At 60.4% G+C, this 19,634-nt stretch carries 13 protein-coding genes; 2 read left to right on the top strand and 11 right to left on the bottom strand.

Annotation, left to right across the window (positions count from 1 at the left end):
- Position 1: 1 nt before the first annotated feature.
- From PPRO_RS03755 to rpsF, 10 genes are all read right to left on the bottom strand, one after another.
- Complete coding sequence (locus PPRO_RS03755; protein ID WP_011734709.1) at positions 2 to 1,120, bottom strand: efflux RND transporter periplasmic adaptor subunit; 1,119 nt, start codon at positions 1,118 to 1,120, stop codon at positions 2 to 4.
- Positions 1,121 to 1,181: 61 nt separating this feature from the next.
- Positions 1,182 to 2,666 (bottom strand): efflux transporter outer membrane subunit, encoded by a 1,485-nt coding sequence (locus PPRO_RS03750; protein ID WP_232286687.1) that lies wholly within the window; start codon positions 2,664 to 2,666, stop codon positions 1,182 to 1,184.
- Positions 2,667 to 2,888: 222 nt separating this feature from the next.
- Positions 2,889 to 5,048: a terpene cyclase/mutase family protein gene (locus tag PPRO_RS03745; RefSeq protein ID WP_011734707.1), complete on the bottom strand. Its 2,160-nt coding sequence runs from the start codon at positions 5,046 to 5,048 to the stop codon at positions 2,889 to 2,891.
- Between the two features lie 60 nt (positions 5,049 to 5,108).
- Positions 5,109 to 5,720, bottom strand: a complete 612-nt coding sequence (locus PPRO_RS03740) for a TetR/AcrR family transcriptional regulator (RefSeq protein WP_011734706.1) — start codon at positions 5,718 to 5,720, stop codon at positions 5,109 to 5,111.
- 248 nt (positions 5,721 to 5,968) lie between these two features.
- Positions 5,969 to 9,181 (bottom strand): DUF3971 domain-containing protein, encoded by a 3,213-nt coding sequence (locus PPRO_RS03735; RefSeq protein WP_011734705.1) that lies wholly within the window; start codon positions 9,179 to 9,181, stop codon positions 5,969 to 5,971.
- Between the two features lie 7 nt (positions 9,182 to 9,188).
- On the bottom strand, positions 9,189 to 10,490 hold the full coding sequence (locus PPRO_RS03730) for a hemolysin family protein (protein ID WP_049759633.1): 1,302 nt from the start codon (positions 10,488 to 10,490) through the stop codon (positions 9,189 to 9,191).
- Positions 10,491 to 10,692: 202 nt separating this feature from the next.
- A complete protein-coding gene (gene rplI, locus PPRO_RS03725; protein WP_011734703.1) occupies positions 10,693 to 11,148 on the bottom strand; it encodes a 50S ribosomal protein L9 in 456 nt (151 codons plus the stop codon).
- Positions 11,149 to 11,172: 24 nt separating this feature from the next.
- Entirely contained in the window at positions 11,173 to 12,141 is a 969-nt protein-coding gene (locus PPRO_RS03720) for a YybS family protein (RefSeq protein WP_011734702.1), read from the bottom strand.
- Positions 12,142 to 12,150: 9 nt separating this feature from the next.
- Positions 12,151 to 12,435, bottom strand: coding sequence for a 30S ribosomal protein S18 (rpsR, locus tag PPRO_RS03715; RefSeq protein ID WP_011734701.1), 285 nt, complete (start codon positions 12,433 to 12,435; stop codon positions 12,151 to 12,153).
- Positions 12,436 to 12,456: 21 nt separating this feature from the next.
- Entirely contained in the window at positions 12,457 to 12,846 is a 390-nt protein-coding gene (rpsF, locus tag PPRO_RS03710; protein WP_011734700.1) for a 30S ribosomal protein S6, read from the bottom strand.
- A gap of 855 nt (positions 12,847 to 13,701) precedes the next feature.
- Between rpsF and PPRO_RS03705 the strand changes: the two genes are divergently transcribed.
- Positions 13,702 to 15,057, top strand: coding sequence for an aldehyde dehydrogenase family protein (locus tag PPRO_RS03705; protein ID WP_011734698.1), 1,356 nt, complete (start codon positions 13,702 to 13,704; stop codon positions 15,055 to 15,057).
- A 122-nt stretch (positions 15,058 to 15,179) separates the two neighbouring features.
- Here PPRO_RS03705 and secA read toward each other — a convergent pair whose 3' ends face one another.
- Positions 15,180 to 17,870, bottom strand: coding sequence for a preprotein translocase subunit SecA (gene secA, locus PPRO_RS03700; RefSeq protein ID WP_011734697.1), 2,691 nt, complete (start codon positions 17,868 to 17,870; stop codon positions 15,180 to 15,182).
- Positions 17,871 to 18,272: 402 nt separating this feature from the next.
- On the opposite strand from secA, the gene PPRO_RS03695 reads away from it, so the two are divergent.
- Positions 18,273 to 19,616 carry a DEAD/DEAH box helicase gene (locus PPRO_RS03695; protein ID WP_011734696.1) on the top strand — a complete coding sequence of 448 codons (1,344 nt, stop codon included), beginning with the start codon at positions 18,273 to 18,275 and terminating at the stop codon, positions 19,614 to 19,616.
- The last annotated feature ends 18 nt before the right edge of the window (positions 19,617 to 19,634 follow it).

Raw genomic sequence — 19,634 nt, 5'->3', positions numbered from 1 at the left:
CTCAATTGTTCTCCGGCCTGGGTGCCGAGGAGAAGCGGGGGGCCAGCCGGTTGTCCACCACCACCCCTTGGCCGTTGCGCAGCTTGAACACCCCGGTACTGACCAGCGTCTCGTCACCCTTCAGTCCGGCCGTAACCGCCACGAAATCACCCCGCTTCTCTCCCAGCCGGACGAACTGCTGACGCAGTTGTTTCCCCTTGCGATCCTTTGTCTGCTCCACCACAAAGACCGAGTCGCTGTAGGGCGCATAGAGCACCGCCGTGGCGGGAATCACCCGCACCGGGCGCTGCTCGGACAGCCCCACCGCCACCGAGACGAACATCCCGGGCCGCAGCTTCTCGCCCGGGTTGAGGGCGGTGGCCTGCAGTTTGACGTTTCTTGTATCCACATCCACCAGCGGCGTGATGGCACTGATACGCCCCTGGAAGGTCTCGCCCGGAAGTGCGTCACAGGTCAGGCGCATCCCCTGCCCGGTGCGCAGGCGGGCCAGCTGCTGCTGGGGGAGGGAAAAATCCACATGGATCGGATTCAGACTCTGCAGGGTGACGATGGCATCTCCCTCCTTGAGGACCTGCCCCAGGTTGACCTGGCGGATGCCGACCCTACCAGCGAAAGGGGCGCGGATGGTCTTTTTGGCGATGGTCGCGCGCACGGTGTTCAGCTGGGACAGGGCTTGGTCATGGAGTGCTACGCTACGGTCATAGTCCGCCTGGGAGATGATCTTTTCCGCCACCATCCGTGCGGCGCGATCAAGTTCGGCCCGGGCCAGCTTCACCTGGGCCAGAAGTCCGGGAAGCTGGGCCTCTTCGCTACTGGTATCTTGCCTGACCAGCAGATCCCCCTTCCTGACCGTTGTCCCGGATTCAAAGGCTATCCTGATCACCTTCCCCGGCAGCTCCGACGCAACAGTCACCCCCTGCACCGCGCTCAGGGTTCCCACGGCGGTCAGGTCCGTGGTCCAGGTATCGGAGGCGACCAGCGCCGTGGTGACGGTCTCGGCCGGCGGCACGAAGGCTTTGCCCTGGTTGATCATGGTCTTGATCTGCAGGAACTTGACGCCGGCCAGGATGGCGATGACGGCCAAGAGGCCAAGTATGGCAAACAGGACTCGTTTATTCATGGTTGTATAACTCCGCAATAGGGTGGAGAGGAAGCGTGAGGGAGCAGGGCGTTCGGAAGACTCATCGCCGCTCCTCCTGCTCCGCGGGTTGAGCGGCATCGGCTCCGGCTTCCCGGTTCCACCATCCGCCCCCCAGGGCCTGGAAGAGCGCGGCGCTGTCCGCCAGACGGGCTGCCCGGGCCTGGATCAGGGCAATGCTGGCCTGCTGCTGCTGACGCTGGGCATTGAGCAGCAGCAGGTAGTTTGTCGCACCGATTTCATACTGCCGACGGGTCAGCGTGAGGGTCTCACGGGCTGTGCGCTCGCTTTCGGCCTGGGCCACGAGTGCGGTCGCATCCGAATCCAGGGCCTGCAGTACGTCGGCCACACTCTGAAACGATTTCAGAATCGTCTCCCGGTACTGCGCCGTTGCCTGGTCATAGGCGGCGATCGCGGCCCGGCGCCTGGCGGTCAGCTCGCCGCCACGGAACAGGGGCTGCAGCAGGCCGGCGCCCAGGCTCCAGATGGGGCTGCCGCTGGAGAGCAGCTTGCCCAGGGTGGCGGCCTGGGTCCCCACGCCGCCGCTGAGGGTGATCTGGGGGTAGAGGTTGGCCGTGGCAACGCCGATACGGGCGCTGGCTGCGTGGAGCAGTTCTTCCGCAGCGCGGATATCCGGGCGCTGCCGGGCCAGGGACGAGGGGAGGGAGAGCGGCAGTTCCGGCGGCAGCAGCAGCTGGTCCAGGCTGAATTCCGGCAATCCGGCCTGGCTGGGGAACCTGGCGCAGTACTGCGCCAGCTGGTTGCGGGTCCAGGCAAGCTCCTTTTCCAGCAGGGGCAGGCTGGCCCGCAACTGGGCCACCTGGCTCTCCTGGCTGAGCAGTTCGACGCGGGTCGTCCCCCCCAGCTGGAGCTGCCGCGCCACCAGGTCGCGCAGCTGTTCCTGTACCGCCAGCATCTCACGGGTGGTTGCCAGTTGCGCCCTCAGGGAGGCCTCCCTCACCACCGTGGTGACGATGTTGGCGGTCAGGGAGAGATGGGCGGCCTCCAGCTGGAAACGCTGGTAATCCACCTGTGAGCGCAACTCCTCCAGTTCGCGGCGGCCGCCGCCGAACAGGTCAAGGTCGTAGGAGAGCACCAGCGAGGCGTTGTACAGCCCGTAGGTAAAACCACCCGTTCCCGGCTGGCCGCTGGCGGCGCTTGACACCTTCTGGCGCGCCCCGGAGAGGGAAGCGTCCAGGGCGGGATAGTATACCGCCCCGCTCCGGGCGCGCAGGTTCTCCTCGGCCTGGCGCAGGGCCGCCCCGGCAGCGGCCAAGGTGGGACTATCGTCCAATGCCTGGCGGATCAGACGGTCGAGCTCGGCATTGCGGAACAGCCGCCACCACTGGGCGGGCAGGTCCCGGCCGGGAACCACTGCCTGCGTCTCGCCGGCAGCGCCACCCACCGCCGGATGAACCTTCGGCAGAGCAGGTGCGGTATAGCCGACAGGAAGCGCCTGTTCCGGCCGCCTGAAATCAGGCCCCACGGCACACCCCGCCAGCGCAGCGGCAGCTGCCAGAGCGAACACAACCCGTCTTCCGTTACGGAGAACTCTGTTTAGCACAATGCCCATCACTCAACGCCTTTCAGAAAAGCCGCCGACCAGGATGATCGACCTCAGCACGATCCTGTCCCCTCCGGCGTCACTAACGTACATGAGTCCCCAGAGTATTGAGCCGGAGGTCAGGGTACGGGAGGGGCAAAGTCTACCCCATGTACAGCGGCTAGTGCAAACATTACCTGGCGTGTCTCATGCAGAGCCGCCCATAACGAAATCAAAGACCCCGTTGACACCGCGTTCGCGAACCTGTTCCTGAACAGTCTTTCCCCCTTCCCTGTGTCGTGCGTACACCCCCAGGGCCCAGACGGGGAAGAAAAGGCTGTAGCCATGGTAGCGCAGATAAAATACCCGCGGAAAACCGGTGCCGGTGAAATGGCGCTCATCCCAGCCATCGGCGAAACTGTCCGCCAGGTAGGCAATGCCCGCCCTGACGGCGGCATGATCCGCCTCGCCGGCCGCCATCAACCCCAGGAGCGCCCAGGCGGTCTGGGATGCGGTGCTGGCTCCGCTTCCCGCAAGGGAGGGGTCGTCATAGCTGGCACAGGTCTCACCCCACCCGCCATCGTCGTTCTGGCATGAAACCAGCCATTCAACCGCCTTCCTGACATAGGGCCGGCCCATATCCTCCCCGGCCTGACTCAGCCCCGAGAGGACCGACCAGGTGCCGTAGATGTAGTTCACCCCCCAGCGTCCGAACCACCCCCCGAAGGGTTCCTGTTCCTCCCTGAGAAACTCGATCCCCCGGGTGATGGGCGGGTAGTCCGGGCCGTGGCCGAGCATCCCCAGCATTTCTATGCATCTGCCGGTCAGGTCGGCCGTGCTCGGGTCGAGCAAAGCCCCATGGTCGGCAAAGGGGATGTCGTTGAGGTAGAAGTGATTGTTGTCCACATCAAAAGCGCCCCAGCCGCCGTCCGCCCCCTGCATGCCCAGCACCCACCGCACCGCCTTTGCGATCTTCTCCGGGTACTCCCCCCTCTCCAGCGCTCCGGCGCGGAACAGACTCATCAGTACCTTGGCGGTATCGTCCACATCGGGATAGAGCGCATTCTCGTACTGGAATGCCCAGCCGCCGCACTCCAGGCCGGGGCATCTCTCGGTCCAGTCGCCCTGCGTGGCGATCTGCCGGTTGAAGAGCCATTCCATGGCCCTCTCCGGCGAGTACCCGCCACCACCTGCTTCGGAGAGGGCCGTGAGGCTCAGGGCAGTGTCCCAGACAGGCGAGTTGCAGGGCTGGCAGAAGCTGAATGCGTGGCTTTTCGCGGTATCACTGAGGGATGCGGGATACAGGTCGACAGCGGCGGAGGACGCTCCGTCAAGAACCGGGAACAATGTCCCCGCGCCGTCGGCCGGCAGAGCCCCGGCCTCTGGCTTCCCGTGGATCAGCAGTCTGTCGATGGCCCGCAGACCGCGCAGGTAATCGGGATCACTATCACCGCACCCCAGTGTTTTCAGCGCCATGACGGCATTTGCCATGGCGGGATAAATGGCGCCGATACTGCCATCCCCCTTCATCCGTTCCCGCGTCCAGCGTTCAGCCTCCTCCAGGGCACGTCGTTTGATGCGACCGGGAACCAGATGCATCGTGCGTTTGAGCAGGCGGTCCAGCACGATGAAGGCGTTCTTGCGCCAGGCGCGGTAGCGGAAGTGATCCAGATGGACAAGCATGTCCGGCGACGTCGAAAACAGTTCGGCAATCCCTTCGCTGTAGCCCAACCGGCAGACCGGTTGTTTGTTGTACAGGATCAGCAGCGGCACGATCACCGTTCTCGACCAGTACGCGACCTTGCTCAGATGAAAGAAGAACCATTTCGGCAGCAGCATGATCTCGATCGGCATGGCGGGAGTCGTATGCCACGGCACCTGGCCGAAGAGCGCCAGGGTGATCCTGGTGAACACATTACTCCGTTCCGCCCCCCCCTGCGCCAGTATCATTCGGCGCGCGCTGACCATATGCGGCGCATACTTGTCGTGCCCCAGCAGTTTGAGGGCGAAATAGGCCTTGACAGTGGCGCTTATATTGGCATTGCCGTCAACGGCATACAGCGGCCAGCCTCCATCGGGCAACTGCCGTTCCAGCAAGTAGGCGGACAACCGTGAAGCCATATCGGAATCCAGGGGCTCGCCGATGAAGCACCGCATCATCACATATTCCGCCGGGATGGTAACGTCCGCCTCCAGATCGAAAACCCAGTGCCCATCGGGATTCTGGCGGGATGCGAGCAGGGCTGCCGCGCTCTTTGTCACGCTGTCCAGCCTGGAGCCTGCATGACGGCTGTCGCCCCTGCTGCCCGAGTCGCTGATTTTGCCGCCATCCAGCAGACTGAATACCGACCTGGTTGCTTTCTTCATACCCACTCCTCAAAACACCAGTCACTAAAAATAACACCGTTAACATTTATCACAAAAAAACTACGGCCTGTAGCCCCTGAGCAACCCGCTGATGAGCATATCAGCCATGACATCAGGATTCGGCATGGGAAAGTCCTTGGTGAAAATCAGGCTTGAAACCAGGCCGTGCACGGCGCTCCAGAACACCAGGGAGAGTGTCTCGACATCCACAATCCGAAGCACTCCGCCTTTCCTGCAGTCATCAATAACCTCACAGATGCTTTTCCAGCAGCGGAGGGACATGGTATCCCGGGAAACATACTCCTCCGGCCTGCCGTAAAGTTGCGGATTGGAAAAGAAAACCACCTTATAACGCTCGGGATTGGCCAGACTGAAATGAATATAGTTCAGGAGGATATCTCTCAGTGCCTGCTCCGCCGTTGTCCCTCTCTCCCTGACTGCCTGCATATCCCCGAGCATGGTCGCATAATAGTTTTCGCAGATATGGAAGAGCAAGTCGTCCTTGTCGCGGAAATACAGGTAGATGGTCGTTGGCGAGTAATCGATCCTCGCCGCCAGCTTGCGCATGGAAAAACCGCCGTACCCCTCCAGAGCGAAGAGATCCAGCGCCGCCTCGAGGATCTCTCCCCTGAACTCCTCCCTATGTCTCTTCCTTCGTTCCTTGAAACCCATTATTAACACCGTAAACCTAAATTAACGACATTCAAATAACACAGAGATGTATGCGATGACAAGAACCATTTCACGCAGAACGGACCTGTCTGCATGAAATGGAGAAACTCCATGCCAGACCACGGGGAGCCTGTCTCCCGGCCGCCGTGGATGCAGAAAGCTTGAATGGCGAGCAGGTTGCCGCCAACCGATCGTGGCATCCGCTTGGATGGCGCCGCCGTTCATGGATCAGCTCATCCGCGGGCAGTTCACTCCCCCAGCAAAACTTCGCCCGTATCGGAGAACAGGCGCACCGGCAGCTCAAACACCCTTCTGAAAACGTTCCAGGCCCCCTTTGACAGGGATTTAACCGAAACGGATTTGACCTGCGGATCGGACCAGCTCCCCTTGGCCTCGTAATAGGCGGTTACGACCGACCTGTCCTTGCCGGTCAGCAGCCACCCCACCACCGGGATGCGGTTGACGACCTTGTCCACGGTCTGTAACGGCTGTACGCCGATGGTGAAATCCAAAAGTTCCCTGACGATGTCCGCACTGCCGACCACCGAGATGTTGATGGCATCGCTTTTGATGAACAGGTCCTGGGTGGCGACACTCCCGTCGCTCACCGCGAAACTCCCCTTGATTTCGTTGTAGGGCATGCCGCCATGGACCATGTCGGGCAGCTGGAATTTCAACAGCTGCGACAGGTTCAGAAGTGAGAAAAGCTTGGAGAGTACGTTGAATTTCCGCAGTTTCCCCTCTTCCAGGCGCAGGCGCAGATTTCCCAGGGCGCTGCGCTTGATATCGGTCATATTCGCACCGCGGGCGGTGACATTCCCCTGCAGGCTGAGGCTGCCGGTGACCTCCGGGGACACATCCAGCGCGCGCAGGAACTGCGCGGCATTGACCTTTTCCAGGTTCAGGTTCAGGTCATAGCGGTTGATGCGGGCGCTATCGGGCGCTATCCGCCCCTTGGCGTTGAGCTTGCCGCCATAGAGGCCGGCTTGCAGGTCATGGATGTAGAAGATGCCGCTGTCACGGGAAAGGTCCAGGTTCAGGCGGTTCAGGCGAACCTTTTTGTAGGAGCTCCCCTCGGCGACCACCCGGAGCCGGAGATCCGTTTTCGCCCCCCCGTCATCCTCCCCCCCCGCTCCCACCAGCAGCAGGAGTTCGTCCAGGTCCAGGTGACGGGAGTTGAGGGTGAGGTCAGCCGAAGGCGCGGCGCCCCCCGCGTACCTGCCACTGATAGCGAAGGCAGAGGAGTTGAGCTGGCCGGAAAGGGAGCGGATCACGCAGACGCTGTCCCTGACGGAAAGGGATGCCGACAGCCCGCGGATAGCGGTATCGGTCCGGGGTGGACCGGAGACCAGATCGCGCAGATGGAGCTGTGGTGACGACAGACTGATCTCCGCCTCGGGGGTGCTGAAGTTCCTGACCCGTCCCCGACCGGTGATGAAAGAGCTGCCGTACTGCATGCTGATGCCGGATGCCTCCAGACCGTTGCCCCGTAAGATCAGCGAGCCATTGAGGTTGCTCACCGGCCTGAACGTCTCGCCCGGCTGGAAGGCGAAGGATTGCAGGGCAACCGTTCCGCTGTACTCCATGGCGCTGAACTCCTCCGGGTTGCCGCTCCCCCTGACATGGGCCTGGAGCCTGCCCCGGGGATGGTACGAACGCCAGCGGGAGAGGATGGGAAGCGCCTCGTTGAGCAGGAACTGGTTGGTTTGAACCTCGAACGTCAGACGGGGTTTGACGCCGTAGTCGAGCCGTGCGGCGGCCGAGAGCGCCAGCGGGGGCAGGGAATAGGTCAGGCTGTTCAGCCGTGTGGCGGTTGGTGACAGCAGGGAGCTGAAGGAGAGGCTGTTGACGGTTCCCGGCTGCTTGCGGATGATTCCGGGGAATGAGTAGGAGGCCGGTTTCAGGTCCCATTCACCTGAAAGGGCATAGGAGGAGGTCATGCCGCTCCCCTTCAGCACCAGCTGCGAGGTGCCGCCAAACTCCAGCCCGCTCAAACCGGCGAGCCGCGCCAGCCAGGCCACCTCGGCCGGCCGGGGATTGATCTCCATCTGGAAGGGGTAGCTGCAGGGAGCCAGCAGCGGATAGTCGGTGATCCTCCCCTCCAGGCGGAAGGGCGAGCCTCCGAAGCTGGCGGTGACCTTACTGAGGATAAAGTCCTTGCCCAACAGATCCAGCCCCCCCCGGATGTTAGAGAAGGCGGGCACGTTGGGACCGTAGCTGACGATTCCCCGCTCAACGGTCCCCTTGATGCGCAGGACGTTGTAGTTGGTACCCCTCTCCATGTGGGCGATCTGGCTGACCCTGCCGTCCAAAAGGCCGTTCTCCAGCCGGAACAGGCCGCCGGTGATATGCTCCTCGATATACCGGGAGGCATCGTCGGCGATGATGCCGTAGGGGATCCAGTTGCGCACCCTTTCAAGCTGGAACGGCTCCGAGGAGGCCCTGGCCGTGATGCGCGGATCCGGGCCGTTGACATCCTGGATCCGGCAGCTCCCCCTGACCGTGAAGCCATCGGCGGAAAAGTGCAGCAGGGGCATGTCGATGACGTTTTTCTCCCGCTTCAGCTCGTACTGGAGCTGCGCCAGGCGCGGATTGACCGGGTGGTGGAAGACCGTCGGCCAGTTCACGGACACACCGGCCAGGCGGAGCGTACCCCTGGCGCTGAACTGCCGCGGTGTGCCCTTGAAGCTGGTGGATATATCCAGCCGCCCCCCGGTGGGACCAAAGGGGATGTGGCTGCCATAGTAGGGCCAGAAACGCCCTGCATCGAAGCGCCGGATATGGGCGTCCATATCCAGTTCCAGCGTGGAGAGCGGCCTGCCGCTGTCGGGAAGCCTGACACTCCCGGACAGGGAAATCTGGCCGGGAGCGCCTGACAGCGCGAGCAGGCTACACTCCAGCTTCACGGTTCCCCTCTTTCCGGGGCGGATGCCGCTGAGCAGCAGGGTGGAGATGCGCGCCTCGGCCTGAAAACCATCTTTAGCGACACTCCTGTCGCGCCAGCGGAGCACTCCTCCGTTGACCTGCACCTTTCGTAGCTGCAGCTTGTATGCACCAGGGCGAGGAACGAGCAGATCGTCGATGTTCAGCCTGCCGGCAGCATCCCGTTCCAGTCGCAGATCAGCCCCTTCCACGACAACAGTGCGCAGAACAATACGCTTCTCCAGGAGCGGCAGCAGGGCCAGGTGAACGCTGACGCGTGTGGCCCTGAGGAAATCCCCGCCCCCCTTCTCCCGGACGGACAGGTCATCGAAGGTGAAGGTGGGGCCGAACTTCATTGAAAACGTGCCGCGCCCGAAGCTGACGTCGCGGTTGAGTTCTTGCCGCAGGGAGGTGATGATATCGTCACGGTAGGCGTTGACGTCGATCAGGCGCGGCAGGAACAGTGCCAGCCCGATCAGCCCCGAAACCAGGAAGAGCAGCAGGAGCGCGGGCAGGCGGATATGCAGACGCTTGAGCATGGTTGCGCTATTCCCCCGCCGCCACGACCCGCACCCGCAGGATGGCCGTCCTGGTGACGTCTTCACAGGTGAAGCGGTACCCCTGCCAGACCACGCCTTCACCACGCTGCGGGAAGCGACCCAGGGCGTCCAGGATCATTCCGGCGACCGTATCGTAGGGGAGATCCGCGACCTGTCTGATCTCAAGGAATTCAGCCAGGTCGAAAATGGAGAAGAAGCCGTCAACCAGCAGGGAGCCGTCCGCCAGGCGCTGAATGCCGGCGGTCTCGGCGGTATCGTGTTCATCGCGGATCTCGCCCAGCAGCTCTTCGATCAAATCCTGGGAGGTAACCAGGCCATTCAGGCCGCCATACTCGTCCACCACCATCGCCATCTGGTTCTGGCTGCGTTGCATCTCCTTGAGCAGTTCGTTGACCATCTTGCTCTCCGGAACAAATACCGGCGCTTTCATGGTGGCGGCGAGATCGAACGGCTCGCCGGCCACCATCCGGCCCAGCAGATCCTTGCCATGCACCACGCCGACAACGTCTTCTATGGTCCCGCTATAGACCGGGTAGCGGGAGTACATGTTCTCCAGAATCACCGACACGACCTGATCACGGGAGGTGCCCAGCTCGAGCCCCACGATACGGGTGCGCGGCACCATCACCTCGCGTACGCAGGTGTGGGTGAATTCGAAAACATTGTGGATGTATTCCGTCTCGGTCTCGCTGAAAACCCCGCTCTCGCGTCCCTCGGCAACGAAATGCTGTAACTCCTCGCGGGTGATGAACCCCTGGCGGTCGCCGCTGACACGCAGTAACTTCATCACCGCCTTGCTGGAGATGGTCAAAACACTCACCGCCAGGGACCCCACCCGTGAGAGGAAGTCGATGGGACGCGCAACCCGCAGGGCAATAGCGTCGGCGTACTGCAGGCCGATAGCTTTGGGTACCAGCTCACCCACAATCAGTGAGACATAGGACACCAGGACCACCACCGTGATCACGGCCAGCGGTTCCGCCGATTTCTGTATCAGGGGCCAGGGGAGAGTAGCAAAGAAGGGGCGCAGGTGTTCGATGGCGATGATGCCGCCGACGGTGGATGCGGCTGAACCGGCCACTGTCACCCCGATCTGCACCAGCGCCAGCAACCGGTGGGGGTCCTGCTGGAGCGTCTCGACGATCCGCGCCCGTTCGTCCCCATCCAACACCAGACGGGCAATGCGGCTCTTGCGCACCGATACGATGGCGAATTCGGAACAGGCAAAAAAGCCGTTCAGTACGATCATCAGACAGATAACCAGCACTTCCAGCAGAATGGAATCCACGCTTACCTCCCCAGGAATTGCGGCATTTTCACCTTTGCATTGGAGAATGTCAACCACAGGTTCCGACAATTATCCCCTTTGGCCATGCCGGATGGCACCGGTCCCGCAGAACGCGCGGCGCCCCAAACGCGAAAAGAGCCTGTCAGATGGCTCCGACAGGCTCTTTTCAAAATAATGCCGATTGCTAAAGCGTAAGAAACGATTACTCCGCCGCCGCGGGAGCGCTCACGTTGACCTTGAGGCTGGCGGTCACTTCCGGGTGCAGCTTGACCGGAACGCTGTACTCGCCCACCTGCTTGATCGGCTCGGCAAGAGCGATCTTCTTGCGATCGATGTCGACACCCTTTTCCTTCAGGAAAGCGGCGATTTCCATGTTGGTCACGGAACCGAACAGCTTGCCCTCGACGCCGGCCTGATGGACCAGTTCCACGGTAATCCCTTCCAGTTTGGCGAGCAGCAGCTTGGCGGCCTGGGTGACCTTATCCTTGCGGTAGGCCATCTGGCGTTTGACATGCTCCAGCGCCTTGGCGTTCTTTTCGGTTGCCTCCACAGCCAGCCCCTTGGGCAGCAGGTAGTTGCGGGCGTAACCGGGGGCTACCTTGACGATGTCGCCGATATGGCCGAGGGTATCGATGTTTTCCTTGAGAATAACTTTCATGAATTCTCTCCTTTCAAGCCTGTTTTACAGGTTTTCCTGTTTTCTGGGGGTGCGAAAATCACCCCACAGGTCAAATACTCCGATGGCAGCCACCAGGGCCGCCACATAGGGCTGGGCAATCAGCAGCAACCAGAACGCCACCCGCAGCAGACCGGCTGAGCCGAACCGCAGCAGCATGCTGGATATGACCGCCATTCCCTGCAGGAAGTAAAGCGCTCCCAGCAGCACGAGCAGGTTCAGGGCGGGCGTGGTGATGGTGCCGATATCGCTCAGCATCGCGAAACCGGCGAGTATCAGGAGCCAGACCATCGGCTCCGGGTTCCTGAAATCCCGGAATTCTCCGATCTTGAGGTCAAAACCGAAGCGGGCAGAGCAGCGTTTCACCAGCACGAGGCTGCTGCCAGACATGACCATCAGCATCAGCGTCGTCAGGGCCGGGAAGAGTCTGAGCAACAGGCTCGCAGCGGATGTCATTGCCCGCTTCACCTCGACGAGATCGTCCCCCGTGACACCGGCCTTCTCATAGATGGTCAGGGCCTGCCCCATGTTGCTGTTGATCTCCCTGACAGCAAGGTCATGGAGTTCACGCAGGTCGCTGCCACTGACCAGCATGAATGTCAGGGCAGCAAGAAGATACACCACCAGGTTGGCGGCCGTTGTCCAGGCGATGCTCCGGGCCGCCCCAAAACCCGCCAGGAGCAGTTCCGGCAGCAGCAGTGCGATCACGCCGCACTGAACCAGGTACAGCCCGCCCACCTGGAAGCCGAACCCCGCGGTCAGCAGGGTGGTGGCAGCCAGCGTGATGATCAGCGCAGTCCCCCGGCCATGGCGGAGTCGGAAGAATATGGCCGGAAACGGCGCCAGCAGGCCAAAAACAAGGCCTGCCGGCGGGATCAACATATGGAGGGAAAACAGCAGGGAGGACAAAGCCGCCCCGATTCCGGCTGCAACAAGATGCGTCGCGACGCTGCCGGCCTGCGCGTTCTCATTCATTCGAAGTACTTAGGGGAGCGTATGATTCGAAGCTATGGGCAGCAGCGCCAGATTGCGGGCGCGCTTGATCGCCTCGGTGATCTCCCGCTGGTGAGCGGAGCAGTTGCCGGAGATGCGACGGGGAACGATCTTGCCGCGCTCCGTAATGAAGTAACGGAGCGTACGCGGCTCCTTGTAGTCGATGGTCAGGTTCTTCTCGGCGCAGAACCGGCATACTTTCCGGCGCTGAAAGGGACGTCTCTTGCGCGGTCCGCCCGCGGGTCTCTGCTGTGATGTGGGTCTTTCGTTGGCCATGGTATTCTATCCTCCAGGAAATTATTCGCTAACCGTTTCAGCGGGAGCAGCAACCGCCTCGGCGCTTTCCACCGCCTCGGCCTCAACAGGCACCGGTTTCTTCTCAACAACCGGCTTCTCGGGCTGGTTGGTGATGTTGACGCTCTGAAAACGGAGAACCTTTTCATCCAGCCTGAGACGACGCTCCAGCTCGGCGATCATTTCCCGTCCGCCGTCGTAGCGCAGATAGAGGTAGCGCCCCCTGGCACATTTGTTGATGGGATAAGCCAGCTTCCTGATGCCCCAGTCTTCCAGGCGTTGAAAGTCACCCTTGTAGGATGTGATAACGTCTTGGACCTTGTCGGCAACGACCTTGATATCGTCTTCGCTCAGGTCCGGCTGGAGGATGTAAATCGTTTCATACTTCCTCATTGTGTGTTTCCTCCTCACGGTTTTCCAGTCCCGGTCTTGCCCGGAACAAGGAGATTCGGCCAAAGCCGTCTTTACAAGAACGGACTTTGTACTATATTTTCCCGGCAAGCGCAACAGAATAGTACCCCTGAAAACCGGCCCGACATCCAAGACACTCCCACCAGCCCATGCAACACGCCGACAACAGTCGCTTTTCAGCACGGCGCCACCCCGCCACCCCCCTGCAACGACAACCCGCACGCACCAAAAGACGAAGAAAACCGAGGCCAGCTCTCACACCAGACAGCACCCAAAGCAACCTAAAAAGACGTTACACTTTTGCCAGCTCACCGGCGGTTAAATCCAACTCTCCGCGCCTCTCAATGCCGCAGCAAAAACTTGACATAAAATAGCATTTTCAAAACCTGTTTTTTAATGAATTGAGATGCGCTAAAGTAGGCGCACCTCCGCCGAAATCCAGCCCGCATAGCGCTGAATAGCCATGGCGTCCCAGCCGCAAACAATACGATGGTAGTTTTTAAGCCAGACAGACAGACAACACCACGTATCGCAACATATAACGATAGTCCTGACGTTTGCGCCGCACCAAAAACCAGCTCCAGACGTTCACTCACGGCAACCGGCAAGCCTGTTCAATCCACAAAGAAAGTATTTGACAAGCTGTTTTATTTTGATATATTCGGCTCCGTTATCATCATAATCGTTCTAAGGAAAATGACGATCTAACACGGCTGTCAAGGCTTGTTTCCAGACTGACGCCACGTGCAAAAATCACATTGTTATATTTGGCAACAAAATGCTTCGCACAGTCTAACGCTGTTGCGTGCAGTAACACTATTCCATGGGAGGTATGTAATGGCAGACGTAGTTAAAGTGATTGATGAGTTGGTAGCAAAGGCAACGAAGGCAGCTCAAATCTACAAAACCTTCACCCAGGAGCAGGTTGACAAAATTTGTGCCGCCATGGACGCAGTCAGCGTCGCCAACGAGGTAATCCTTGGCGAAGAAGCTGTAGCGGAAACCGGCATCGGCCGCGCTGACCACAAAGCCATCAAGAACCACCTTGGCGCCCACGTTGTTGCTGAATGGCAAAAAGATCAAAAATCCGTTGGTATTATCAGGGAAGAAGAAGGCGTAAAGTACATCGCCGAACCTTTCGGTGTTATCGCCGCCGCTACACCGACCACAAACCCGACTTCCACCGTTATGTTCAAGTCGCTGATCGCCCTCAAGGCCCGTAACTCCGTCATCTTCGCTGCCCACCCACGCGCACAGAAGTGCAGCGTCCACGCAGCACAGTTGATGCGTGATGCCGCCATCAGCGCCGGTGCACCCGCTGACATCATCCAGTGGATCGATGAACCCTCCATCGAAGCAACCAACGCCCTGTTCAAGCATCCCGGCGTAAAACTGGTCCTGGCCACCGGCGGCGGCGCCATGGTTAAATCGGCGTACAGCTCCGGCCACCCCGCCATCGGCGTCGGCCCCGGCAACACCCCGGTATTCATCTCCAAGTCGGCCAAACTCAGCGTTGCCATCAACAACGTTATCGCCTCCAAGACCTTCGACAATGGCACCATCTGCTCCTCCGACCAGTCCATGATCTTTGACGATCCGGCCGTCTGCAAAGAGGGCGTGAAGATGATGGTCGAGCGCGGAGCCTATCTCGTCAACGACGAAGAGAAAGCCAAGCTGGAAGCGGTCATGTTCGACAAGGAACGCGGCGTTCCCGCCACCGCCATCGTCGGCAAATCACCCCAGTTCATCGCCAAGCTGGCCGGTTTTGATATTCCTGAAGACGCCAAACTGCTGTTGGTGCCCCTCAAGTGCATCGGACCCGAAGACTGGTTCAGCCATGAGAAACTCTCCCCAGTTCTGGGCTATATCGCCTACAACGGCACCGACGAGGCCATTGCCGCAGCAAAATCCCAGCTGCTGTGGGGCGGCGCCGGACATACTTCGGTTGTTCACTCCCAGGACCAGGCCATTCTGGACAGGTATGCCATGGAAATCCCCGCCAACCGTTTGCTGCTCAACCAGCCTGCGGTTCACGGCTCCGTCGGCCTGATCTACAACAAACTGCCTCCTTCACTGACTCTGGGTTGCGGCACCGACGGCAGCAACTACCTGGGCAACAACATCAGTTTCCGCGACCTGATGAGCATCAAGGCGGTTGCACAGCGTATGGTTGACTACGAGCGCGACGAATAAGAACATCCTCCCCAGCAACGAAAAAACGTTGCAATAAAAAACCCCCCTGTCCGGACGACCCGGGTAGGGGGGTTTTACATGTCAACTGCTCAACGACCTAAAGCTGCTACAACATCAGGCGCCTACTTTCCGCAGCACTTCTTGTACTTCTTGCCACTGCCGCAGGGACAGGGATCGTTTCTCCCGGCAACACGGTTGCTCCTGGCCGGTTCCTGCACCCGCTCCTCTTCTTCGGAGAGATTGAAGACGATCTTTTTGCTGCGCTGCTCCTCCTCGATCTCCTCCACCTCCTCGGGCCGCTCCAGCTGCACCCAGAAGATACGCTCCACCACCTCTTCGCGGATACGCATGATCAGCCCCATGAAGAGCTCGTAGGCCTCCTTCTTGTACTCCTGCTTGGGATCCTTCTGGCCGTAGCCGCGTAGGCCGATCCCCTCCTTCAAGTGATCGATGTTGAGCAGGTGGTCTTTCCAGTGGGTGTCGATTGCCTGCAGCATCATCACCTTGATCAGGTGGTCGATCAGATCGTCACCCATCTCCTTCACCCTGGCGGCAAACAGGGCATGGGCCTGCTCTGCGAGCATTTCCTTCAGACCGGCCGGCGTAAGTCGCGCCATGGTATCCTGGGGCAGTTCGAACTGCAGGTTGAAACACTTGAACACAGCCTCGTTGATCGCCTGCCAGTCCCACTCCTCGGCCGGGCTCTTTTCGATGGCATAGCTGGCAACAATCTCTTCCACGGTTTCGTCCAGCATCTCCAGAAAACTCTCGCGGATATCCTGCCCCCCCAGAATCTCGCGGCGCTGGGTGTAAATAACCTCGCGCTGTTTGTTCATGACATCGTCATACTCGATCAGGTGCTTGCGGATGTCGAAGTTGTGGGCCTCCACCTTCTTCTGGGCATTCTCGATGGACTTGTTGATCATGGCATGGGTGATGGCTTCTCCCTCTTCGATCTTGAGGAAATCCATGATCTTGGACACGCGCTCGGAACCGAAGATTCGCAGTAGGTCATCCTCCAGTGAGAGGTAAAAGCGCGACGAACCAGGGTCGCCCTGACGGCCGGAACGGCCGCGTAACTGGTTGTCGATACGGCGCGATTCATGGCGTTCGGTGCCGATGATGTGCAGGCCGCCCAACCTGACCACCTCGTCATGCTCGGCGGCACAGACGGTCTTGTAGTTCTTCAGGATCGCCTGATACTCTTCCTCGCCAGCCTCGGGGTTGGCGCGACGCCACTGACTGGCCAGCGCATCGGCATTGCCCCCCAGCAGAATGTCGGTACCGCGGCCGGCCATATTGGTGGCGATGGTGATGGCCTTCAGACGCCCGGCCTGGGAGACGATCTCCGCCTCCCGCTCATGCTGCTTGGCGTTAAGCACGTTGTGGGGAATACCCTCCCTTTTCAGCAGTTCCGACAGCACCTCCGACTTCTCGATGGAGATGGTACCCACCAGACAGGGCTGGCCGGTGGCGTAATGTTCCTTGATGTCCTGGATGACCGCGCCGAACTTCTCCCGCTCGGTCTTGTAGATCACGTCCGGGAAGTCCGGACGCAGGAGCGGACGGTTGGTGGGAATAACCACCACGTCCAGCTTGTAGATCTTGTGAAACTCCTCTGCTTCCGTGTCGGCGGTACCGGTCATGCCGCCGAGCTTTTTGTACATGCGGAAGTAGTTCTGAAAGGTGATGGTGGCCAGGGTCTGGTTTTCATTCTCGATGGTGACCCCTTCCTTGGCCTCGATGGCCTGGTGCAGGCCGTCGGACCAGCGCCGCCCCGGCATGAGGCGCCCGGTGAATTCGTCAACGATCATCACCTCGCCATCCTTGACCACATAGTCCACATCGCGCCTGTACATGGCATGGGCCCGCAGGGCCTGCTGGGTGTGGTGCAAAAACTCGATATTGCGCGGGTCATACAGGTTGTCCACCTTGAGCAGCTTCTCCACCTTGAGGACACCCTGTTCGGTGAGCGTAGCGCTTTTGGCCTTCTCGTCGATGGTGAAGTCGCCGGTGTAGAGCTTGCGCTTGCCCGAAAGGGTGTTGGCCTCCTCTTCCTTAACCTCCCCCTTTTTCAGCAACGGGATAATCCGGTCGATGACATAATACTTGTCTGTGGAATCCTCGGTGGGGCCGGAGATGATCAAGGGCGTTCTGGCCTCGTCGATCAGGATCGAGTCCACCTCGTCGACGATGGCAAAGTTGAAGCCGCGCTGAACGTAGTCGTCCAGAGAGAACTTCATGTTGTCCCGCAAGTAGTCGAAGCCGAACTCGTTGTTGGTGCCATAGGTGATATCGGCGGCGTAGTTGATGCGGCGCTGATCGTCCTCGACGCCATGGACGATCACGCCGACGGTCAGCCCCAGGAAGGAGTACAGCCTGCCCATCCACTCAGAGTCGCGCCGGGCCAGGTAGTCGTTGACCGTCACCACATGCACGCCCTTGCCCGAGATGGCGTTCAGGTAGGCGGGCAGGGTAGCCACCAGGGTCTTCCCCTCACCGGTCTTCATCTCGGATATTTTGCCGGAATGCAGTACCATGCCGCCGATCAGCTGCACGTCAAAATGGCGCATGCCCAGTACCCGCTTGCTCGCCTCGCGGCAGACCGCAAAAGCCTCGGGCATAAGGGCGTCCAGCGACTCACCCTTGCCATGGCGTTCCTTGAACTCGGCCGTCTTGTCGCGCAGCTGCTCGTCGCTCAAGGGCGAGATCGACGCCTCCAGTTCATTAATGCGCGCCACGATCGGCCAGAGTTTCTTGATCTCACGCTCGTTTTTGCTGCCAAAGACCTTTTTAACAAGTGAACCGAACATTATGTCTGCTCCCGCTGATTACGTTTTTGAAAAATAGCTTATAAAGCTAGCATAATTCAGGGGGGTACTCAACAGAAAAGGCCGGAAGACGGCAGGCCCATCTGAATGCCCCGATCGCGGATTCAACCAGTTAGCAGCCTGGCAGACATGGCATGACACCCCCTGCCCCGGTTGTCACATGCCTTTTACAGAATCGACACAGGAAGGAAACGGTGGACCCATTTTTCGACCTCCCGTTTATTTATGCATACAAAAACCTGAAAAGCTGCTATGTGTAGTCAACAGATGACAAACGTACTGCAGGGCAATACACGTCAGGGTAGTAACGATTAAACAATACTATACACAAGCCCCAACTCAGGTCGGGGCTTTTTGCGTAACACCACACAGACAAGGAGTTTTATGGATTTCCAGAAGTTCGAGTTTCATCCCACCATCGCGGCCGGCATCAGCGCCGCCGGCTACAGCACCCCCACCCCCATCCAGAAGCAGTCAATACCGCCGGTCATGGCCGGCAGCGACGTCATGGGCTTGGCCCAGACCGGCACCGGAAAGACAGCGGCCTTTGCACTGCCGATCCTGCATCGCCTGATGGAGGGAAAACAGGGCACAGTCAGGGCGCTGATCATCGCCCCCACCCGGGAGCTGGCCGAACAGATCAACACATCCATCGCCCAACTGGGTGCCAAAACCGGCCTGAAGAGCATGACCGTCTACGGCGGGGTATCCGTCAACCCACAGATCGAAAGGCTCAGGCGCGGCGTCGACATAGTCGTGGCCTGCCCCGGCCGCCTGCTGGATCACATCAACCAGGGGACGATCGATCTGTCGCGAATCGAGGTACTGGTACTGGATGAGGCCGACCAGATGTTCGACATGGGCTTTCTGCCCGATATCCGCAGGGTTCTCAAGCATCTCCCCGCCCAGCGGCAGACGCTGCTCTTTTCCGCCACCATGCCCGACGACATCCGGCGCCTGGCCAGCGACATCCTCCGCCAGCCCATAACGGTGCAGGCCGGCAGTACGGCGCCGCCGGTCACGGTCAGCCACGCCCTCTATCCGGTCAGCCAGCACCTGAAGACCCCGCTTCTGCTGGAACTTCTGCGCCACACCGACACAGAGTCGGTACTGATCTTCGCCCGCACCAAGCATCGCGCCAAACGCCTGGGGGAACAACTGGAGAAAGCCGGCTACCGGGCCACTTCCCTGCAGGGAAACCTCTCCCAGAACCGGCGCCAGGCCGCCCTGGACGGCTTCCGCGACGGGACCTTCCAGATCATGGTTGCCACCGACATCGCCGCCCGGGGCATCGACGTATCCCAGATCTCCCACGTGGTCAACTACGATATCCCGGACACGGCCGAGGCCTATATCCATCGCATCGGCCGCACCGGACGCGCAGCCCGCAGCGGCGACGCATTCACCTTGGTCACTCCCGATGACAACGCCATGGTGCGCACCATCGAGAAAAAACTCAATGCGGAGCTGGAGCGCAGGACCGTGGATCAGTTCGATTACAGCGTCCCGGCGCCCCACAAGGACAGCGAATTTGCACGTCCTCCGCGCCCCCCCCGGGGAGGAGGCAGACAGGCGTCCGGAAAACCTGCGACGCGGGGAAACACGGCGGGTAGCGGAGCGCCCCGCGACAACGCCGCCGCAGCGGGCAAACCGAAAACAGGGAAGCCGGGCAGTGCCGTGCCGGCCCAGGCGGTTCGGCGCCCCCAGCGTTCACAACGGGCACACTGAGGCCGAGAGGGACAGCAA

The sequence above is a fragment of the Pelobacter propionicus DSM 2379 genome (assembly GCF_000015045.1).
GTDB classification, from domain to species: domain Bacteria; phylum Desulfobacterota; class Desulfuromonadia; order Geobacterales; family Pseudopelobacteraceae; genus Pseudopelobacter; species Pseudopelobacter propionicus.
The sequence above is the reverse complement of the archived record's forward strand: the minus strand, read 5'-3'. Positions and strand labels throughout refer to the sequence as shown.